This is a genomic window from Lunatimonas sp. (genome assembly GCF_020832325.1).
Lineage (GTDB): Bacteria > Bacteroidota > Bacteroidia > Cytophagales > Cyclobacteriaceae > Lunatimonas.
On the sequence record NZ_JAFIEU010000015.1, the window covers coordinates 1 to 16,069 of the forward strand.

Consider the following 16,069-nt stretch of genomic DNA (forward strand, 5'->3'; position numbering starts at 1 on the left):
GAGGGGAGAAAGCAGAAGAAGAAAAAATATGTAACTTTGTCAGGCTACTAAGTTCCAAAAACCTCAAATCCAGGGGGGGTCAGTATGGCTGGATTGGGGGGTCAGCATCACCGGAATATCCAACATCGGTTCAATTAGAAAAGAATTATTATAAAAACGTAAAAGATTATTATTCAAATGTTAGAAAGATTGGACTTGAACATGGAGATTTAGATTACTCAAAATGCCTTGATTTTTTGTTAATGACTGTAAAAGGATTAGATGACCAAGAATAGTAGGCACATACCCACAATAAATGGTAACCGTAATTGTCTGTTTATGTGAGGTTATGGTGGTTGGGGCCTTTAATCGGTCACGCTTTCGGTTGACAGTTTTCATCTTCGAATTCCGGCAACTACGGCTACCGTAGACCGTGTGTGGCCTGAATCAACCTCTATGGGCTGAATGCTTTGAAATGGATGGAGGACTATTGGGCAACCAATAGATAGACCCTCCGATGGTCCCGATGCTCGGGAGATCAGCCATCAAAGGCGCTGCTAAAAAACAACCTCTTCCAAAATAAACCTCTTTATGCCTAATCTATTCCCAAACGAATAGCTCTTTCAACGGGAGAGAGGCTACTGTCATAGCCAGAAGTAGACACTTCTCCTCTTAGCAACAAAGGCGGTTGTGCCATGAATTTAGGCGTACTTCCTCTATGCGGTTGTGCCGAGTGAACCAGAAACGGATGGCATAAAAAAATGGTGCTTGCTTTACCGGTTGCATGGATTGTTTTTCTTTTCGGGAGCTCCTTTAACTTACCTGCGAGTTCCATAAAAGAAAGACCTAGATCGCCTTCTTTGGATAATAACCTTGCAACACTTTGGCAAGGGCTCCCTTTACCTTTGCCAACCAATTGATCAAAAACCGATTTCAATCTCGGTGTATTTAGCGGTTCGATAAATGGTTGCTGCGTATACATACACAGACGAATCACAGGTTCTTTCCAAGAGGATGGATTTTACCTATCACAAGGAAGGTCATTCCAAAGGATGTTTAAAGCTGCATCTGCGACTGCTGGGGAAAATGCCTGGTCGATGCGAAGAAACCCACTGAGGATAAACTGTTCTATTTGGTTTTCACTTAGCATTTCTGACATGTGTTTAATGGTATAGATCCTTACAAGTAGCGAAAGGCTTCCTTTGACCAGTTAATTTGGTGAAAACCGTGAATGAAAGGTGAACAACATAAAAAGGCTGCTATGTTAGGAACATAGCGCATTGCTTAAGAAAAGAAGCCCAAAAGCGAAATTATAGCACCACAGTCGTTTTCATAAGGTGAAAATAGAAATTATCTGCCAGCTTGTCAAACGCGCGGAGGATTGGAGATGCGGAGAAATAATTCCGCTAAACAGCGGGGATTGGAAAATCTTTGTTTGGAGCCACCTCAAAATTTATCTTCATTGGCTATTGTCTTTCGTGTAGGTGTCCTTATTTTTGAGAACAAAGGGCAAGATATATGATAGATTTTATACGTCTAGACCATGTGTTGATCAGCATTCCGCCAGGGTCGCGCGCTCAGGCGAGGATGTTTTACACCCAGGTGTTGGCCCTTACCGAGATTCAAGGCCAGCATCCCCATGGGGCCCTATGGTTTCAGTTGGGCGATGCGGAGCTGCACGTGCGGGAAGAGGAGGGGCATACCTCGGATTCCTCCCGCCATCCCGCTTTTGAAATTCGAGACCTGGCCGAGGCCAAATCGTTCCTGTTAAGTCGGGGTGTTGATGTCAGTTACTCCTCTGAAATAGACGGGCGTGACCGGTGCTTTTTCAGGGATCCCTGGGGCAACCGGTTTGAGTTGATTGAATACAAACAGGCGGTAGCCAAGCACTGAGGTCATTCTTGGGCTTCTGCCGAAGCACCCTAACCCAAGTAGAAGCTATGGATAGAAGATCGTTTTTGTCAAAATCTGCCGTAGGGTCTATTTCTGCAATGATGCCCTTTGGCGCCTCCGCTTCCCCGTTTGTATCTTTACATTCAACAGCTATGGAAAAAAAACCAACTACCACTACAAAATCATTGAGCCAAAAATCCGGATTCGGCGGAGTAGCGATTGGAAATGGCTTTCAGGTAAACCCGGACGGTGACTGTATCGCTGCGGTTCAGGCTGCATGGGACGCAGGAGTACGTTTTTTCGATACCTCCCCTTGGTATGGACTGGGTATCAGTGAGCGCCGGTTAGGCTTAGCACTAAGTGATAAACCCAAAGACGCCTACACGCTATCGACAAAAATTGGCAGGATTCTGCATCCCCACGAGGATTTTGACCTCAGCCATACCATTTGGAAGGGCAAGTTAAATTTCCGCTACACGTACGATTATTCTGCGGAGGGGGTGCGCAGGAGTGTAGAGGATAGTTTGCAGCGTTTGGGCCTGTCCTCCTTGGATATCGTGTTTATCCACGATTTGTCTCCCGACAATGGAGACATGAAGGAAGATTGGGTGACGTATTTTGATGCGGCAGCCAAGGGTGCCATGCCCGAACTGACCAAAATGCGGGATGAGGGAATCATAAAAGGTTGGGGATTTGGTGTGAATACCATTGAACCGATCCTCAAAGCCATGGAGGTGGCTGATCCAAATGTGTTTCTTTCTGCGTGTCAGTATTCTTTGATCAAGCACGAAGACCTCTTGGAGCGGGTTTTCCCAAAGGTGGCGGCGCGGGATATCTCGGTCGTGGTAGGAGCTCCTCTATGTGCCGGGTTTTTGTCCGGAAAAGACCGTTATCTATATGGAGGGACCTTTCCAGAGGGAGTCCGTGAGAAGCTAGCGGCCCTACAGCGTGTGGCGGCAAACCACCACGTGGACCTGAGAACTGCTGCCCTGCAATTTTCTGCGGCGCCAAATAGCGTATCGGCGGTTATCCCGGGGGCACATACGGTGCAGCAGGTGGAGGAGAATGCGGCCTCATTCACAGCGGTTATTCCTGGGGCCTTTTGGGAAGAACTGAAGCATGAGCGATTGATCTCGGCAAGCGCTCCGATACCTAATTCGTAAATTTTCCTCAAACGTAACTTATTTTAAACCATGGAATACCGATTTCTGGGAGCATCTGGACTCAAGGTGCCTGTATTAAGTTTTGGGACAGCCACATTCGGCGGAGGCAACGCGTTCTTTAAAGCTTGGGGAGACACCCAAGTCGAGGAAGCCGAGAAGCTGGTTGATATCTGCTTGGAGGCGGGCGTAAATTTGTTTGACACAGCGGATGTTTATTCGGGAGGCCTTTCGGAGGAAGTACTCGGTAAGGCGATTGCCGGCAAGCGACGTGACACGCTCTTGCTGTCTACCAAGTCTACCTTTCCCTTTGGGGAGGGGCTCAATAATCAGGGATCCTCCCGGTTTCATATCCTGCGACAGATAGAGGGCAGCCTGAAGCGCTTGGGGACGGACTACATTGATATTTACCACATGCACGGCTTTGACGGGGTGACCCCTGTGGAGGAAACCCTTCGTACCTTGGATGATCTGGTACAAAGCGGGAAGGTCCGGTACCTGGCAGCCTCCAATTTTTCGGGATGGCATTTGATGAAATCATTGGCCCTGTCGGACCGCTATGCCTGGAATCGCTATGTGGGACACCAAGTGTATTATTCGTTGGCAAATCGAGATTACGAATGGGAACTCATGCCGTTGGCGTTGGATCAGGGAGTAGGAGCACTGGTATGGTCTCCCTTGTCGGCGGGTAGACTGGGTGGCCGATATGGAAGAAATCGCCCCATACCACAAGAGGGAAGGATCGCACAGGGTGGCAGCCCCATTCCAGATATGGTGGTAAATGAAGAAGTCTTTTACCATACGGTGGATGTGCTGGGTGAAATTGCACAGGAATGCGGTAAAAGTATTGCCCAGGTAGCCATCAACTGGCTCCTGCGGCGTCCAACCGTTTCCTCGGTGGTCATAGGCGCACGAAACGAAGAGCAACTGCGGCAGAACCTGGGTGCTGTAGGTTGGGCGCTTTCTGTAGAGCAAATCAAACGATTGGATGCAGCAAGCGAGGTTCCACCAGCTTACCCCTATTGGCATCAGTGGAAAAATAAGACACTTAACCCAACTCCGGATTTTTACGGTTAAACTGTTGAGTGTCCTGTAAAACGTTTTAAGCAAGAAGGGGTCTGAAGAAACCGTTTAATTCAACTGACTCCGGACTCCTTCTTCTTCAATGTACCCGGAGTGTTCCCATACCAGGTCTTCGTTTTTATACAGCTTCAGAACAGGCAGTGCCAAGACGCCTAATTCTTTGCATAGATCCGGGTTATCGTCTGCGTCTATACGTATTACCGTAACCTTATCAGCCATTTCCTCGGAAATTTTCTCCAGATAAGGCTCCATTTTTTTACAAGGTGCGCACCAGGCCGCATAAAAATCCACCAGCGCCAACTTGTCGGTTTTAAGCAGTTCTTCGTATTCAGCGAGGTTCATGCCGCCACTTTCGCGCTTTTCGAGTACAACTTCCGGTAACCCGGCGCTCCTCCACTCCAAAATTCCACCGGGCATCTCATAGACTTCTTGGTATCCATTCTCGCGTAGGTATTGCGCGGCCACTTTACTTCGGGCACCGCTAAGGCAGTAAATGTAAACCGGTTTGGATTTGTCCAGGGCACGCATTTGATCCTTGAACTGATCGCCGTTGATGTTTACATTTGCGGCATGCTCGATGTGTCCTTTGCGGAACTCCTCCGGCGTGCGTACATCTACCAGTTGAAGGTTGGAGGCCTTTTTAATCAGCTCATTAAATTCACCTGCCGTGAATTCTATTTTGTCGGTCACTTGACTGCTTTGCTGTTCTTGCTGCTGTCTAGGTGCGCAACTGAGACCGACCAAAACCAATAGGGCTGTTACTAATCTGTGCATATCAAAAGCTTTATGTAATCCAATGATAACTCCAAAGTTAGGACAAATCGTTCAATTTGGGAAGAAGCAATGGATGATCGACAAAACAGCAATCCCCCAGTTCCGATTTCAGGGGGAACTTGCGGTATCCTCTACCTATCATCTACTAGAGTTGGTGGAGGTGTCCATACGCCAAGGAGATGACTTTGTTAGCTGTCTATCCTTTGTTGATTTTACAGGAATTGATTCCCAATGGACAATACAGTGGGCAAAATCCGACGAGAGAGGTGATCAACATGGAGGCAGCTACCACTCCAAGCACGATAGCGAGGGTACCCGAAATGGCGCCTGTCAAGAAAAGAACACCGATGAGGACTGCGATGGATAGCCTGATTATTTTGTCTAAATTTCCGATATTTTTTTGCATGATCTTTTGGGTTTTTGGTGAAATCGAACACCTCCCGGCCAACTAGGCAGGCAATGTTCGATGACGTAAATATCGGTGCATTTTTGAGGGGGGTCAGGTACTTTTGTTACACAATGCTGTGGCAAAAAGAAAAAAGCCCACGGACGATGCCGGGGGCTTTTGCGAAAAAAGGAATAGTTTTGAACTGTTTAGTTTTTAGAAAGGTAAGAAGCAACGCCTTCTCTGCTCGCAGTCATCGCTTCTTTTCCTTCTTCCCAGTTGGCCGGACATACTTCTCCGTATTTTTCCACGTGCCTTAGAGCGTCTACCAGTCGGAGCATTTCGTCTATATTTCTACCAAGTGGCAGGTCATTGACAGTTTCGTGACGAACCACGCCTTCTTTATCGATCAGGAAGGTGGCACGGTAGGCTACAGGAAGGCCTTCATACGTAAGAGCACCTTCTTCGTTGTAATTCCAGTCTCCGGCCAATACGCCAAAGTTATGGGCAATGGTTTTAACTGGATCTGCTACGATGGGGTAGGTGACGCCCTCGATGCCACCCTGCGCCTTTGGAGTCATCAACCATGCCAGGTGTGACTCTTCGGTGTCGCACGAAGCTCCTACTACGGCAACGCCTCTTTTTTCGAACTCGGCCAGTTTTTCCTGAAAGGCCAAAATTTCCGTTGGACACACGAAGGTGAAGTCCTTTGGATAAAAAAAGAAAATAACGTCCTTGTTTCCAATATACTGCTCTAACGAGAAGTTTTCAACGATTTCTTCTCCATCCACTACGGCAGCGGCATGAAACAAAGGTGCTTTTTTTCCTACTAATGACATAATTGTTGTTGATTTATGGTAAAATTGAAAATTCTTCTAGAAGTGGATTACCTCGGGTGTTTTCAACTGAATATTCTGAACCAATACAATTTGAATTAAGTTCTCGAAATAATTATTTAAAATTTGGGTAAATGCAGTCAATTCAATAAGCGATTGATGTTCAGCTAAATTGGTTTTGGGTATTTTGGGTTAAAAATAGCCATGGGGGCTATCCGGCTTTAAAAAAGGTATTTGGGTTTACTATTCGGAACAATTTTTGTTAAAATTGTGTCCGTATTCTGATCTGAACACAAAATTAAGACAAGAATTGGTCAATTCATAAGGATGATATTTAATAAAATGTTTAATTTTAATACTTCCGTTTGTCTGTTCCAGCGCTATCAGAAACTACGCTTTTATTAAACGCCCATTAATGGTTAAAGTATTATTTATTTGTTTGGGAAATATCTGCCGCTCCCCCTTAGCGGAAGCGATTTTTAATGCCAAGGTGGCTGCCCGTGGTTTGGGGAGTTTTCTTAGTTCGGATAGTTGCGGCACGTCGGATTTCCATATCGGCGAGCTTCCCGATGAGCGTACCCTGGCTTGCGCAGACCGATACGGGATTCCGATCAATCACCGGGGAAGGCAATTGCATCGAAGCGATTTCCGGAATTTTGATTACCTAGTGGCGATGGACACCTCCAACTATCAAAACACTGTGAAGCTGGGCCAGCGTTACAAGCAGAAGACGGAACATGTACACTTACTCAGTGAGTTTGCCCCCGATGCCTCATTTGTAGATGTTCCCGACCCCTATTATGGAGGCATGGATGGGTTTGAGGAGGTATACCGTATTCTGGATACTTCGTTAGATCAGTTTTTGGCTAAGTTGGAACACCTTCCAAGTATTCATGGAAAACCCCAGTGAATCCTTTGACTCTATTCTTTTAAAGGTGTTCGGCGGGAACATCTTTCTTAAAAAATACACCCTAATTGCTGCCGGCCACGCCAATCAGGCCCTATGTTTAAGGACTTCCTGGGGTAGTTTTTTTCTAAAAATAAATCAAGAGACCGACGAAAACCTATTTCGGGAAGAGGCTCTTGGCCTAAAACTGCTGGCCGAGAACACGTCTCTTTTTGTCCCGGAAGTATACGGTTTTGGGCAGGTCGACGGGATCAATTATCTGGTGACTGAATGGGTTAGGGAGGGGGTCCGTTCCAAAGATTATTGGAGGGTGCTTGGAGAGGGCTTGGCGGAGCTTCACATGGCAACTCAGGTAGGTTTTGGCCTCGATCACCCCAATTACATCTCCATTTTGCCCCAGCCCAACGAGATGCATAGAGACTGGACCAGTTTTTTTATCGATGAAAGATTGGAACCTATGCTACAACGGGCTTATTTCCATCAGTTAATTACCAAGGAAGTCCTGCAAAAAGTACGGGCCATTTACCCTTTCCTCGAGGGGTTTTTTCCCAGTGAAAAGTCCTCCCTGCTGCACGGGGATCTATGGACGGGCAATATCATGAGGACTACTCGAGGCGAGCCTGTCTTGATAGACCCGGCGGTATACTATGGACATCGTGAGATGGATCTTGCATTTTCCCGACTTTTTGGCGGGTTTTCTGATGAGTTTTATGAAACATACAACGATATTTTTCCATTGGAGCCTGGATTTGAGGAAAGGAAGGATGTGTACAATCTGTATCCTTTGTTGGTTCATCTAAATTTATTTGGAACCGGCTACCTCCCGGGTATCCTTCGGGTGATAGAGCGTTTCTACTAACGCCTTATCGAACCAGCATGTGCAACGTGCTGGGGCTTTTTTCGGTCAAAAACACCTCCTCAGTTGTTTTTCTGTAGGTCGCTTCATGGGATTCATCGTAGTTTTTCACTGTTACAAGTTGAAGCCCTTCGGTTTTATGGATGTGAAAAGTTTCCAGTAACTGTTTAGGAAACTGGTTCGGCATCTGCTCAGGTTGGTCAATCACCAAGTGGACGGTTACCGCACTGCTTTGGAGCAGGTTTACGGTCCAATTAAAAGTTTTGGCTGCTTTAAAGATCTCCTCGTAGTGGAATCCGCCCACCTTGGAAAGATCCCGAACCCGGAAGGTAATCCAAATTTGCTTGGTTTTGATGACCGTGATCGGGATTTTCGGGTGGTCTTCGAAGCTACCTATCACAGTGCCCGGAAGCTCCGGATTTACAAAGGATTTGACGTACAGCGGGATCTTCTGTTTGGCCAGGGGCTTGATCGTTTTGGGATGAATCACCTTGGCGCCAAAGTATGTCATCTCGGCAGCTTCTTCGAAGTCGAGGTGATCAAACTTCACGGCGTCGGGAAATAAGTCTGGGTCGCCGTTCAGGATTCCGGCCACATCTTTCCAGATAGAGACCGATTTGGCTCCCAGACTTACGGCAAGGATTGCTGCTGTGAAGTCCGAGCCTTCGCGGCCCAATGTGGTGGTATGTCCCAGCCAATCGCTGCCCATAAACCCTTGGGTGATCACGGGGTAATTCTCCAGCTTAGGAGAGAGGTATTTTCGACATCTTTGCATGGTCAGGACCCAATCAACTTTTCCCATCTTATGGGTGGAGTCGGTGGCTATGAGTTCGCGGGCATCCTGCCATACACAGAAAAGCCCGTTGAGGCAAAGGTACTCCTGTAGGATACGGGTAGAGATCAGTTCGCCAAAGACGATCGTTTGATCGTATAGGAAGGCCTTGCCTTCGGACTTGGGATCGCTGCCTAGCTTTCGTTTTAGCTGGGAAAAGGAATTGGATACCTGTGTAAAAATGCCGTGATCTGCCGGGAAAAGAGCCGCGCAGATTTCCCGATGGTAGGTTTCCAATTCAGCCAGTTCCCCGTCAAAGGAAGTCCCTGCATAGGCCTTTTCGATGATCAGCTCTAGGTGGTCGGTGGTATCTCCAGAAGCTGAAACCACGACTACCAAGCCATTTTTCCATCTGGATTTGAGGATGTTTGCGACATTTTGAAAGGAGGGAGCGTCTTTGACGGAAGCACCGCCAAATTTGAAAACAAAAGGCTGAACCATGCAGGAGAAATGGGTTAAATCCGCAGATTTTTTGTAAATTCCGTCAAAGTTATGAAGACCAAGCCTTACATACAAGACAACTCACCGCTGGGATACACAGTGGGTGTGACCCTAGACCGCTTTATCAAAAGTATGCAGTCCGATTTTCCCTATGCTACGGGGGAGCTTTCCCAGTTGCTTCGGGACATTGCACTGGCCTCCAAGATCGTTTCCAGGGAAATAGGCAGGGCCGGATTGACCCATGTTACCGGGGCATTTGGCAACACCAACGTGCAGGGTGAGGAGCAGCAAAAGCTGGATGTAGTGGCCAATATCCGTTTTACCCGGGCATTGACAAAAGGTGGAGAGGTGTGTGCAGTGGTGTCGGAAGAAGACGATGAAGTCATCGACCTGCAAAACAAAACCGGAAAATACGTGGTAGCGATAGACCCTTTGGACGGGTCCTCTAATATTGACGTGAATGTGTCCATAGGGACGATTTTTTCGATCTATAGGCGGGTAACACCACAGGGGTCGCCTATTGCATCCCAAGATGTGCTTCAAAAGGGATCCCAGCAGGTGGCCGCCGGCTACGTACTCTACGGTTCATCCACCATGCTTGTATATACGACCGGCAGCGGAGTAAACGGATTTACCTACGAGCGATCTCTTGGAGAATTTTTCCTTTCCCATCCGAATATACAAGCACCTGATTCCGGTGAGATCTTTACCATCAACGACGGCCTTACCCCCTCGGTAGGGCTGGGCATCGTTGAGTTTTTAAACGCATGCAAACGAAAAGGAAGGACTTCCCGCTATATCGGAAGTTTGGTTGCTGATTTTCACCGTAACTTGCTGAAGGGGGGTATATACCTGTATCCGGCTTCAGCTAAAAATCCTACCGGAAAAATCCGGCTGCTGTACGAGGCCAATGCGTTGGCCTTTTTGGCGGAACAGGCTGGAGGCTTGGCCACGGACGGTAAACGAAGAGTATTGGAAATTCAGCCTGAATCACTGCATCAGCGGACCCCGCTGTATATAGGTTCTCGGGAGTTGGTGGATGAATTGATGGGGCATCTGTGAGTACTTTTCCACCGGATAAGACCCGTTGGAAATAGTGACCCTCACGTGTCCGGATCACTGCGGTAGGCGGCTCTCAGACGAACTTTAAGAAGTTGCCGATCTACGAGTGCCAGGCTTAGGTCCATGGCCATCGACGAAACGGGGGAGTGGTTGAGAATCTGTTTGAGTTTTTCCTCTCCTAGGTCCACCTGATAGCAAAGCTGCAATAGCTTTTCCATGTGCTGGTTCAAAAGCCGGCTGATGGTAGGACAAATACAAGAAGCCAGCTCCTCCCTGGACACGCCTGTTGGGGTGTCCGGCAGAGCCAGCCTTTCTTTTAGATCTTTCGCGCAAGCGGGCAAAAACGGTTTGTCTTCGGATTTCAAAGCCGGATTCAGGATTCAACGGAACCTTCTTCTGCACTGGCCTCTGTGCCTTCCTCCGACTCGATCAGCACCTCTGGCGCCTGCTGCCGGATGATGTGGTACCAGTTGATCAGTTTCTTGATGTCTGACACATATACCCTGTCCTCGTCGTAATCGGGCAGCACGTGTTTCAAAAAAGCTTTTAGCTCCTCATTATCGGCATCCTGTACACCGGTATCGCCTTCGAATTCCTTTTCGATGGTTTTCATCACTTCATGAAGAGGGGTAGACCCTTCTTCCGTCATGGTATAAATGGAGATTTCGCTTAGCAGGGAAACCCGCTGACTACCTCCGACTACCAATTTGGCTTTTTTCTCGTCGAGTGATTCCAAGATGACACCGCTTCGACTAGGCTTCAGTACCTTATACAGGCCCGGTTTTCCGGATACGGTTGCTATTTCTTTAAATTCCATGATGCAATAATTGTAATTAGGGTATAAATAAGGTTTGTTGGTTGGTCAAACAGTAGGGGTGGCGGATTACTTGTGGTAAAATTCGGCCACATTTTCTTCTATGTAGGCAGTCAGTTCTTTTTTCCCCATCGCCGTTTCTGCTGAAGTGACGAAGTAATCTGGCAGGTCGCCGTACAGAGTTTTCATCTCTCCCAAAAATTTATCCACATTGGCGTTTGTTTTGGTGATCGATTGTTTGTCGGCTTTTGTGAAAACCAAGGCAAAGGGAATGCCTCTTTCCGCACACCAATACGTAAACTCAAGGTCGATTTTTTGTGGGTCCAGTCGACTGTCTATCAGTATGAAGACCGCTTCCAGATTATCCCGCTCAGTCAGATACTCCCGAATCATCTTATCCCATTCTGCCTTTAGGGTTTTGCTGACCTTCGCAAATCCATATCCAGGAAGATCGACCAAATACCACTTGTTGTCGATGATGAAGTGGTTGATCAACTGCGTTTTTCCAGGGGTACCGGATGTCTTCGCCAGATTCTTGTGGTCGGTTAGCATGTTGATGAGCGAGCTCTTGCCAACATTGGATCGGCCGATGAAGGCAAACTCCGGCTTATCCGGAGAAGGACACTTTTTGTAGTCCGTATTGCTGATTAAAAATTTGGCTTGCTTGATCATCGTACTGGATTTTTTCACAAAGGTAAGCTTTTCTCATTAAACCGTGCCTACCAATTAATCTTTAACATTTTTCCATAGCTAGGGTTTACTTAGTAACTTTGGCGTTTAAATGAGCGATATGACAGTAGTTCCCTACAAAGACAAAGAAGGTGGCAAGAAAGAGCAGGTGGCTGATATGTTTAACAACATCAGCAAAAAATACGATTTGCTGAACCACGTTTTAAGCTTAGGCATAGACATTATCTGGCGAAAGAAAGCCATAAGACTACTCAAGAAGGATCAGCCCAAACTGATATTGGATATTGCTACCGGTACAGGCGATTTCGCTATTGAGGCATTGGCACTCAATCCCGACAAGGTGATTGGAGTGGATATTTCTGAGGGAATGCTCTCTGAAGGTCGTAAGAAACTGATAAAACGAAAGCTGGATGATCGCATAGAGTTGCAGTTGGGAGATTCAGAAAAGTTACTCTTCGAGGAAAATAAATTCGACGCTGTCATCGTTTCTTTTGGTGTCAGGAACTTTGAAAATCTCGAAAAAGGGCTGACAGATATGCACCGTGTATTGAGGCCCGGAGGCAAGACCATCATTGTGGAATTTTCCAAACCCAAAAAATTCCCGATGAAACAAGCATATAATTTTTATTTTAAATATATTTTACCCAAAATTGGAAAGGTAGTTTCAAAAGACAATGCCGCTTATACCTATCTTCCGGAGTCTGTACAGGTTTTTCCGGATGGAAAAGACTTTCTGGATATTCTGGAAAAGGTAGGCTTCAAAAACACAACATGCAAACCACTCACGTTCGGAATAAGCTCCATCTATGTAGGGGAAAAATAATTCTCTTCACCCTCTTGTTGTTGGTTTCCAACGGCTTAATTGCACAAGAAAGGCATATCGAAATACACCCCTCTGGAAACGATGATCAGTTTATTTCCTACGGGTTCTTTTTAGCGGCCCACAACAGTACCTTGCGGGTGAAATACTCCGAGGCGTTTATGGATCCTGCCAATGCCGGATTGTCAAATGTCAGGGCGGTAATGCCCACGTTTTCGCCGGGGTTTGCGTTGGGGTTTTTGGTGACCACACGCCTACACGATCAGTTGAACCTCATGCTAACCCCCAAAGTCGGGTTTTACGAACATAAGACGGAGGTGCAGGTATTTACCGACGCCTCAAATGTTGCGGGAGGAGTTGGAATCAATACTGTTCCTTTGATGACCGAGGAGACCTTGGTTGAACTGCCCGTACTGTTTAAGTATAAATCTGAGCGGTTTAACAATACCCGCATGTTTTTCATTGGCGGTGTTAACGGGCAACTGCGTACCAAGAATCAGGAGGAAGCGGATGAGGACCCTGTGGTTCTTAGGGGTCGGGATCTGGCCTTGGAGATGGGAATGGGGTTTGATCTGTATTTTAAATATTTCAAGTTTTCTCCCGAGATCCGTTTTTCACACGGATTGACAAACCTCTACCGGCCCGGATTTGGTGATCCCAGGGTCACCGATTCCGTCAGTGATATCCGCCGAAAGAGCATTACCCTTTACCTGAACTTTCAATAGTTTTACCAAGCCGGTATTTTAACTGCTTCGGGGTTTTATCCCTTCGGGGAATTTTTTAAATTCAGGCATGGAAAAAAAGATAGCGTGTATTACTGGCGCCACCTCCGGTATTGGGTGGTCGACTGCCATCCATTTGGCTAAGGCAGGATTTGCCATCATCGCCTGTGGACGGCGGATTGAGCGTCTAGAGGAGTTGGCCAAGGTCCTTCCTCCTGAGACGCCCTATAAGTATTTGTCTTTTGATGTTCGGGATCAGGCGGCGGTAAATCAGGCGTTTGAGTCCCTGCCAATGGAATGGCAGGAGATAGAGGTTTTGATCAATAATGCGGGGAATGCCCACGGTCTAGATACCATAGACCAGGGTGACGTGGAAGATTGGGACTCCATGATGGATATCAATGTCAAAGGATTACTATATGTATCTAGAAAGGTTATTCCAGGGATGGTAGATCGCAAAAGTGGGCAGGTCATCAATATAGGTTCTATAGCCGGAAAAGAGGTTTACCCCAAGGGTAACGTGTACTGTGCCTCGAAATATGCCGTGGATGCCCTAACCAAAAGTATGCGCGTAGACCTTAATCCCTATGGGATAAAAGTAATGGGCGTTCACCCCGGAGCGGTGGAGACAGAGTTTTCACTGGTTCGTTTCAAAGGGGATTCTGACCGGGCGTCGGGGGTATATAACGGATTTGACCCACTTACTGCCGATGATGTGGCTGAGATTATCGCTTTCGCTGTCACCCGCCCCAGGCACGTGGTGATGGCAGATGTGTTGCTATTGCCGCTTGCCCAGGCCAGCGCCACGGTATTTAACCGCAATCAAACGTGAGGCAGGCGAAACTTCTGATCCTCGCCGTATGGGCGATGGGTTGTGGCCAGTCCGGACCGGAGAAAGCCGCGTCACCTACTGCGCAGCCGAAAGTAGAGGTTTCGGCGACCATGGAGCGCATATCTGACACCCCACCAACGGTTGGTGAGTTGGAGCAACGATTGATTGATGCGGGTTTGGCAAATGTTCAGGAAGTGATCCCCGAAGCGTTGGTTGATTTGAAGTATTCTACTACGGATAACTTCTTTGGGATGGATGTGTATGGGGATTTGCAAAACGCCTATTTGCAGCCCGAGGTGGCGGAGATGCTGAAGAAGGCATATGGGCTGCTACAGCAGCGTCACCCCGAGTTGACGCTTTTGATATACGATGGTGTCCGGCCCCGGTCCGTGCAGTGGATTTTATGGGATAATCTGGATAAGCCGGACAGCCTAAAGCCCTTATACGTAGCAGATCCTCGACGTGGAAGCTTACACAATTATGGCGTAGCGGTAGACCTTACGCTGGCACACAAGCAGTCGGGCGAAGCATTGGATATGGGTACCCATTACGATTTTTTTGGGTATCCTGCCTATCCTGACAGGGAGGATCAGATGCTACGGGAGGGAAAGATTACACAGACGCATATCCAAAACCGTGAACTACTAAGGGGCGTGATGAATGGCGCTGGATTTAAAGGGATTGGCTCGGAATGGTGGCATTTTGATGCATTCTCCAGAAAAGTAGCCGCGGAAAAATTCGAAATTGTAGAATAATAATTGTATAATCGACCTTAGTTTCAAAAAACAATACCCATGAGCAAAAATTTCCGAGTAAAGGCATTGTCCTTAGCAATCGTAATGCTGGCGTTGCTTTCGTTTCATACGACTGAAAGTCAGGCACAAAGCCAGTTTAGGGCTTTGGTGTTTAGTAAAACCAAGGGATTCCGCCATCAATCTATTCCCGACGGCGTGATGGCTATCAAAAAGCTGGCTTCTAAGCATCGATTTCAAGTATATACCACCGAAGACGAAGCAGAGTTCACCAAAGAGAAGCTGGAGAAGTACGATGTGATCATTTTGATGAGTACAACCGGGACCATCTTCAATGACGAGCAAAAGGCGGCTTTTCAGGAGTTTGTCCAAAGCGGAAAAGGCGTGGTAGGCATCCACAGTGCCACTGATACCGAATACGACTGGAAGTGGTACAACGACATGATTGGAGCGCAGTTTGCGCACCATCCCCATCAGCAGACGGCCAGGCTGAAAGTAGTAAACCGGAACCACCCATCCACCTATCACCTGCAGGAGAACTGGCTGATGACCGACGAATGGTACGCTTTCAAGAACTTCAATAAAAGTGTGAATGTATTGGTAAAGCTCGACGAAACATCCTATGATGTGGGGCAGCGAAACGGGCAATCCATGGGAATGGTGGACCATCCGATTTCTTGGTACCATGTATTTGACGGAGGGAGAATATTCTATACCGGGTTGGGACATACCGACGAAGCGTTTCAGGACGAATCTTTCTTGACCCATATTTTGGGAGGAATCTGGTATGCAGCACTAGGCAGGCCGTTCTAACGAGGGGTACTTTCTTTAACGGGCCTCCGCATTCTGTGACTCGATCCAATCGGTCAAAGAATGCGGAGGCTTTTTTTTTTGGTGCTTGGGGATTCTCTAGGATTGCTTGTGCCTTTGGTCGGGGCATGTGTCAGAATGGTACATTGGAGTGTCCGATACTGAAACATAAGGATTTTTAAACCATAGAATATTAGGGAGTTGTAAAGAAAAATAGATTCTTTTTTTTTGATCCGCGATGCAACCTTTGCATGAGGTAGGTTGAGGAGATTTACCGCAGAAAGTGTACTGTTTGGAAAGCATTTTTTTGTACAGGTGTCCGATTTTGAGACATTTTAGCTAGGTCGGCAAGTGTTTATGTGGCCATACAGGACCCTGTTTTGTACATTTTTTGAGCTGCTTCTGCTAGCTATTGGAGGGG

General features: G+C 47.2%; 20 protein-coding genes and 1 pseudogene. 12 read left to right on the forward strand and 9 right to left on the reverse strand.

The features are described 5' to 3' along the window. A pseudogene (locus tag JJU34_RS05365) lies at positions 1 to 275 on the forward strand (hypothetical protein); the annotation flags it as partial. A gap of 299 nt (positions 276 to 574) precedes the next feature. Here the strand turns inward: JJU34_RS05365 and JJU34_RS05370 are convergent. Both JJU34_RS05370 and JJU34_RS05375 read right to left on the reverse strand, forming a co-directional pair. Further along, positions 575 to 961, reverse strand: a complete 387-nt coding sequence (locus JJU34_RS05370; RefSeq protein ID WP_228691304.1) for a hypothetical protein — start codon at positions 959 to 961, stop codon at positions 575 to 577. 39 nt (positions 962 to 1,000) lie between these two features. Continuing rightward, the gene (locus tag JJU34_RS05375; RefSeq protein WP_228691305.1) at positions 1,001 to 1,138 is read right to left on the reverse strand and encodes a hypothetical protein; all 138 of its coding nucleotides are present in this window, start codon (positions 1,136 to 1,138) and stop codon (positions 1,001 to 1,003) included. Between the two features lie 359 nt (positions 1,139 to 1,497). Here JJU34_RS05375 and JJU34_RS05380 point away from each other — a divergent pair, with 359 nt between their 5' ends. Genes JJU34_RS05380 through JJU34_RS05390 form a run of 3 tightly spaced genes read left to right on the forward strand, consistent with a single transcriptional unit; the run spans position 1,498 to position 4,109 of the window. Continuing rightward, the gene (locus JJU34_RS05380) at positions 1,498 to 1,872 is read left to right on the forward strand and encodes a VOC family protein (protein WP_228691306.1); all 375 of its coding nucleotides are present in this window, start codon (positions 1,498 to 1,500) and stop codon (positions 1,870 to 1,872) included. A gap of 47 nt (positions 1,873 to 1,919) precedes the next feature. Then, the gene (locus JJU34_RS05385; protein WP_228691307.1) at positions 1,920 to 3,035 is read left to right on the forward strand and encodes an aldo/keto reductase; all 1,116 of its coding nucleotides are present in this window, start codon (positions 1,920 to 1,922) and stop codon (positions 3,033 to 3,035) included. A gap of 30 nt (positions 3,036 to 3,065) precedes the next feature. Beyond that, positions 3,066 to 4,109, forward strand: a complete 1,044-nt coding sequence (locus JJU34_RS05390; protein ID WP_228691308.1) for an aldo/keto reductase — start codon at positions 3,066 to 3,068, stop codon at positions 4,107 to 4,109. Positions 4,110 to 4,163: 54 nt separating this feature from the next. On the opposite strand, the gene JJU34_RS05395 is transcribed toward JJU34_RS05390, so the two are convergent. From JJU34_RS05395 to JJU34_RS05405, 3 genes are all read right to left on the reverse strand, one after another. After that, a complete protein-coding gene (locus JJU34_RS05395; protein WP_228691309.1) occupies positions 4,164 to 4,889 on the reverse strand; it encodes a thioredoxin domain-containing protein in 726 nt (241 codons plus the stop codon). 196 nt (positions 4,890 to 5,085) lie between these two features. Then, positions 5,086 to 5,295, reverse strand: coding sequence for a DUF2892 domain-containing protein (locus tag JJU34_RS05400; protein WP_228691310.1), 210 nt, complete (start codon positions 5,293 to 5,295; stop codon positions 5,086 to 5,088). Between the two features lie 188 nt (positions 5,296 to 5,483). Next, a complete protein-coding gene (locus JJU34_RS05405) occupies positions 5,484 to 6,113 on the reverse strand; it encodes a peroxiredoxin (RefSeq protein ID WP_228691311.1) in 630 nt (209 codons plus the stop codon). A gap of 412 nt (positions 6,114 to 6,525) precedes the next feature. Here JJU34_RS05405 and JJU34_RS05410 point away from each other — a divergent pair, with 412 nt between their 5' ends. After that, entirely contained in the window at positions 6,526 to 7,020 is a 495-nt protein-coding gene (locus JJU34_RS05410; RefSeq protein ID WP_228691312.1) for a low molecular weight protein-tyrosine-phosphatase, read from the forward strand. Further along, on the forward strand, positions 7,004 to 7,876 hold the full coding sequence (locus tag JJU34_RS05415) for a fructosamine kinase family protein (RefSeq protein WP_228691313.1): 873 nt from the start codon (positions 7,004 to 7,006) through the stop codon (positions 7,874 to 7,876). Before JJU34_RS05410 ends, JJU34_RS05415 begins: the two co-directional genes overlap by 17 nt. A 4-nt stretch (positions 7,877 to 7,880) precedes the next feature. Here the strand turns inward: JJU34_RS05415 and JJU34_RS05420 are convergent, their stop codons facing one another. Further along, entirely contained in the window at positions 7,881 to 9,146 is a 1,266-nt protein-coding gene (locus tag JJU34_RS05420; protein WP_228691314.1) for an aspartate kinase, read from the reverse strand. Between the two features lie 51 nt (positions 9,147 to 9,197). Between JJU34_RS05420 and fbp the strand changes: the two genes are divergently transcribed. Then, the gene (fbp, locus tag JJU34_RS05425) at positions 9,198 to 10,208 is read left to right on the forward strand and encodes a class 1 fructose-bisphosphatase (RefSeq protein WP_228691315.1); all 1,011 of its coding nucleotides are present in this window, start codon (positions 9,198 to 9,200) and stop codon (positions 10,206 to 10,208) included. A gap of 41 nt (positions 10,209 to 10,249) precedes the next feature. On the opposite strand, the gene JJU34_RS05430 is transcribed toward fbp, so the two are convergent. The 3 genes from JJU34_RS05430 to yihA all read right to left on the reverse strand — a co-directional run bounded on the left by JJU34_RS05430 (position 10,250) and on the right by yihA (position 11,694). Then, on the reverse strand, positions 10,250 to 10,573 hold the full coding sequence (locus JJU34_RS05430) for a hypothetical protein (protein WP_228691316.1): 324 nt from the start codon (positions 10,571 to 10,573) through the stop codon (positions 10,250 to 10,252). An 8-nt stretch (positions 10,574 to 10,581) separates the two neighbouring features. Further along, a complete protein-coding gene (locus JJU34_RS05435) occupies positions 10,582 to 11,025 on the reverse strand; it encodes a DUF5606 domain-containing protein (protein ID WP_228691317.1) in 444 nt (147 codons plus the stop codon). A gap of 66 nt (positions 11,026 to 11,091) precedes the next feature. Further along, a complete protein-coding gene (yihA, locus tag JJU34_RS05440) occupies positions 11,092 to 11,694 on the reverse strand; it encodes a ribosome biogenesis GTP-binding protein YihA/YsxC (RefSeq protein ID WP_228691318.1) in 603 nt (200 codons plus the stop codon). Between the two features lie 118 nt (positions 11,695 to 11,812). Here yihA and ubiE point away from each other — a divergent pair, with 118 nt between their 5' ends. The 5 genes from ubiE (at position 11,813) to JJU34_RS05465 (ending at position 15,651) form a co-directional block, all read left to right on the forward strand. Then, positions 11,813 to 12,535 carry a bifunctional demethylmenaquinone methyltransferase/2-methoxy-6-polyprenyl-1,4-benzoquinol methylase UbiE gene (gene ubiE / locus JJU34_RS05445; protein WP_228691319.1) on the forward strand — a complete coding sequence of 241 codons (723 nt, stop codon included), beginning with the start codon at positions 11,813 to 11,815 and terminating at the stop codon, positions 12,533 to 12,535. Next, a complete protein-coding gene (locus JJU34_RS05450; RefSeq protein WP_228691320.1) occupies positions 12,484 to 13,257 on the forward strand; it encodes an outer membrane beta-barrel protein in 774 nt (257 codons plus the stop codon). The genes ubiE and JJU34_RS05450 overlap by 52 nt, the downstream gene beginning before the upstream one ends. Before the next feature lie 67 nt (positions 13,258 to 13,324). Continuing rightward, complete coding sequence (locus JJU34_RS05455) at positions 13,325 to 14,086, forward strand: SDR family NAD(P)-dependent oxidoreductase (RefSeq protein ID WP_228691321.1); 762 nt, start codon at positions 13,325 to 13,327, stop codon at positions 14,084 to 14,086. 110 nt (positions 14,087 to 14,196) lie between these two features. Then, complete coding sequence (locus JJU34_RS05460; protein ID WP_228691366.1) at positions 14,197 to 14,841, forward strand: M15 family metallopeptidase; 645 nt, start codon at positions 14,197 to 14,199, stop codon at positions 14,839 to 14,841. Between the two features lie 39 nt (positions 14,842 to 14,880). Then, positions 14,881 to 15,651 carry a ThuA domain-containing protein gene (locus tag JJU34_RS05465; RefSeq protein ID WP_228691322.1) on the forward strand — a complete coding sequence of 257 codons (771 nt, stop codon included), beginning with the start codon at positions 14,881 to 14,883 and terminating at the stop codon, positions 15,649 to 15,651. Positions 15,652 to 16,069 lie beyond the last annotated feature (418 nt).